Origin of the sequence: Amycolatopsis rhizosphaerae, from assembly GCF_007713715.1 — a bacterium.
Taxonomy (GTDB): Bacteria; Actinomycetota; Actinomycetes; order Mycobacteriales; family Pseudonocardiaceae; genus Amycolatopsis_E; species Amycolatopsis_E rhizosphaerae.
This window is the reverse complement of the sequence record NZ_VJWX01000654.1, coordinates 1-3,382: the sequence shown is the minus strand read 5'-3', so window position 1 is coordinate 3,382 and position 3,382 is coordinate 1. Positions and strand designations below refer to the sequence as shown.

General features: G+C 73.4%; 4 protein-coding genes. 1 reads left to right on the top strand and 3 read right to left on the bottom strand.

The features are described 5' to 3' along the window. Positions 1-133: 133 nt before the first annotated feature. Positions 134-778: a 5,6-dimethylbenzimidazole synthase gene (bluB, locus tag FNH05_RS34965; RefSeq protein WP_144593127.1), complete on the bottom strand. Its 645-nt coding sequence runs from the start codon at positions 776-778 to the stop codon at positions 134-136. Then, positions 775-1,524 carry a cobalt-precorrin-6A reductase gene (locus FNH05_RS34960; RefSeq protein ID WP_186382895.1) on the bottom strand — a complete coding sequence of 250 codons (750 nt, stop codon included), beginning with the start codon at positions 1,522-1,524 and terminating at the stop codon, positions 775-777. The genes bluB and FNH05_RS34960 overlap by 4 nt, the downstream gene beginning before the upstream one ends. Before the next feature lie 11 nt (positions 1,525-1,535). On the opposite strand from FNH05_RS34960, the gene FNH05_RS34955 reads away from it, so the two are divergent. Next, on the top strand, positions 1,536-2,582 hold the full coding sequence (locus FNH05_RS34955; RefSeq protein WP_144593126.1) for a cobalt-precorrin-5B (C(1))-methyltransferase: 1,047 nt from the start codon (positions 1,536-1,538) through the stop codon (positions 2,580-2,582). A 22-nt stretch (positions 2,583-2,604) separates the two neighbouring features. Here the strand turns inward: FNH05_RS34955 and cobM are convergent, their stop codons facing one another. Further along, positions 2,605-3,351, bottom strand: a complete 747-nt coding sequence (gene cobM / locus FNH05_RS34950) for a precorrin-4 C(11)-methyltransferase (RefSeq protein WP_144593128.1) — start codon at positions 3,349-3,351, stop codon at positions 2,605-2,607. Positions 3,352-3,382: the final 31 nt, after the last annotated feature.

Sequence of the window (3,382 nt, the reverse complement as noted above, 5' to 3'; positions counted from 1 at the left end):
TCCCGTGGGTGAGTCGGGGCTGGGTGGGGTCTTTCGGTCACGGATTATGCACGGCTGCTAGTTCGCGCGCCCAAGCGGCGGAGCCGCGCGCTGTGAGCCTCCGCACGGCACCGCCACGGCACCGCCGTGCGGGTCACCTCGAAGCGGTGTTCAGTTCGCCGAAGCGTTCGAGATGGGTCGCCGCGGACAGGGGACGGCGGCGGCGCCAGCCGTGGCGCTCCAGATCCGGGGTCTCCTGCAGCCGGGTCACCGGGCCGACGCACAGCCAGGCGACCGGGCGGACACCTTCGGGCAGGCCGACGAGCCGGGCCAGGAACTCCTCGCGGTAGAAGCTCACCCAGCCCACGCCCAGGTCCTCCGCGGTCGCCGCCAGCCACAGGTTCTGGATGGCCAGGCAGACCGAGTACAGCCCGGCGTCGGCGATGGCGTGCCTGCCGAGCACGGCGGGTGAGCCGCGCTCCGGGTCGTAGGTGACGACGATGCCGAGGCTCGACTCGAGAATGCCTTCGATCTTGATGCGGGCGAAGGTTTCGTTCCGCTCGTCCGCCAGCGACCGGGCGAACACCTCCCGCTCGGCCAGCACGTGCTCACGGAAGGCGGAGCGGGTGTCGTGGTCCGAGACCAGCACGAAGTCCCACGGCTGGGTCAGGCCGACGCTCGGCGCGGCGTGCGCGGCGGTCAGCACGCGGTTCAGGACGTCGCCGGGGATGGGGGCGCCGGTGAACTCGGCGCGCACGTCCCGGCGCCGCATGAGGACGTCGTAGAAGGCATCGGTCATGCGCCCAGCATCGCCGATACCCATTCCAGAGCCGAAGGCACGTCCTCCACGGTGGGCGTGTCGGGCCGCCGCGGCCTGCGGACCACCACCACCGGTATGCCGCATTCGCGCGCCGCGACCAGTTTCGCGGTGGTCATCGTGCCGCCGCTGTCCTTGGTGACCAGTACGTCGATCCGGTGATCGCGGATCAGTGCGCTCTCCCCGGCCACGTGATAAGGGCCACGGTCGAGCAGGATCTCGATCTTCGGGGGCAGCGGAGGGGCGGGTGGGTCGACGCAGCGCGCGAGGAACCACTGCCGGGTGCAGCGGGCGAAGGCGGACAGGCCCTGCCGTCCGCTGGTGAGGAACACGCGCTCGCCCAGCCCTTCGACCAGGGTCGCGGCCTCGTCCAGCGAATCCACCCAGTGCCAGTCGTCGCCCGGTCCCTGCCGCCAGCCGGGGCGCTGGAGCCGCAGCAGCGGCACGCCCGCCGTCCGCGTGGCGGCGGCCGCCGAGGCGCCGATCCGCTCGGCGAAGGGATGGGTGGCGTCGACCACGGCCGCGACGTCGTGGCCGGTGAGCCATGCGGCGAGCCCGTCCGGGCCGCCGAAGCCGCCGATCCGGACCTCACCGGCCGGCAGTTTCGGGTTCGCCACGCGTCCGGCCAGCGAAGACACCACAAAAACGCCACGCTCGAGCAGCCCGGCGGCCAGCGCGCGGGCCTCCGCGGTACCTCCGAGCACGAGAACGGTTCGCACACCGGCCATACTCGCTCGTTGTGCGGTACGGGTGGACGACGGGGGCATGTGCGACGGCGGCGACGACGGCCGCGTACACGGCGCTGCTCACCGGGGAGTTCCCCGATCCCGTCGAGGTGCTGCTCCCCAAGGACCGCCGCCCGAGCTTCGCGCTGGCGACGGAACGCCTCGAACCGGGCAGGGCGACCGCCGGGGTGATCAAGGACGCCGGGGACGATCCCGACGTCACGCACGGCGCGCTCGTCCTCGCCACCGTGTCGCCGGGCGAACCCGGCAGCGGGGTCACCTTCCGGGCCGGTGAGGGCGTGGGCACGGTGACGCTGCCGGGCCTGCCACTGGCCGTCGGGGAGCCCGCGATCAACCCGGTGCCGCGGCGGCTGATGACCGAGGCGGTGCGGCGGGTCGCCGCTGAGCACGGCGGCACCGGTGACGTCGTGGTGGAGATCTCCATTCCGGACGGCGAGGAGATCGCCCGGCAGACCTGGAACCCGCGGCTCGGGATCGTCGGCGGACTGTCCATCCTGGGCACCACGGGCGTGGTCGTGCCGTATTCGTGTTCGGCGTGGATCGACAGCATCCGGCGCGGGGTGGACGTGGCGCGCGCACTCGGCCACCGGCACGTCGCGGGCGCGACCGGCAGCACCTCGGAACACGTCGTCGCCGAGCTGTACGGACTGCCGGAAACCGCCCTGCTCGACATGGGCGACTTCGCCGGGGCGGTGCTGAAGTACCTGAAGCGGCATCCGGTGCCCCGGCTGACCCTCGGCGGCGGGTTCGCGAAGTTCTCGAAGCTCGCGGCGGGGCATCTCGACCTGCATTCGCAACGGTCGCAAGTGGACCTGCGCCTGCTGGCCTCGCTCGTCCCGGAGCCGCTCGCCTCCTCGATCGCGTCGGCGAACACGGCACTGCACGCCCTGGAACTGGCCCAGGCCGCCGGGGTGCCCCTCGGCGACCTGGTCGCCGAGCGCGCCCGCGCGGTGGCGGCCGAGGTGCTCGCCGGCGCCCCGATCGAGGTGGACGTCGTGGTCGTCGACCGCGCCGGCACCATCGTCGGCCGCGCCGGATAAGACCCCGCGCCGCCGTGTGGGGTCAGGGGTGCCGGGCGCGGGAGGCCGAGTAGAGGAAGCTGTCCGGGAAGGTTTCCGCGGCGAGCACGGGGCCCACGAAGATCACCGCGGCGCGGGTGATCCCGGCGGTCCGGACCTGCTCGGCGAGGCCGCCGAGGGTGCCGCGCAGCACCTGCTGTTCCGGCTGGCTGGCGCGGGCGACGACGGCGGCGGGGCAGTCGGCACCGTAGTGCGGGACGAGTTCGGAGACGACCTGCTCGATGCGGTTGATCGCCAGGTGCACGGCGAGCGTGGTGCCGCTGGCGGCGAAGGTCGCCAGGGTCTCGCCGGGCGGCATCGCGGTGGAACGCGCCTGCACGCGCGTGATGACCAGGCTCTGCCCGACGGTCGGCACGGTCAGTTCACGGCCGAGCGTGGCGGCCGCCGCCGCGAAGGCCGGGACACCGGGCACCACGTCGTAGGGCACGCCCGCCGCGTCGAGGCGGCGCATCTGCTCGGCGACGGCGCTGTAGATCGACGGGTCGCCCGAGCACAGCCGCGCCACCTCGTGCCCCGCCTGATGCGCCGCGACCAGCTCGGCGGTGATCTCCTCCAGGGTGAGGTCCGCGGTGTCGACCAGCCGGGCCCCCGGCGGGCAGTGCGCCAGCAGGTCGGGCGGGGTGAGGCTGCCCGGGTACAGGCACACCGGGCAGCGGGCGAGCAGGTCCCGCCCGCGCACGGTGATCAGGTCGGCGGCACCGGGGCCGGCGCCGATGAAGTGCACGGTCATTTCGTGTTGCTCCATTGGGTGAGTGTGCGGG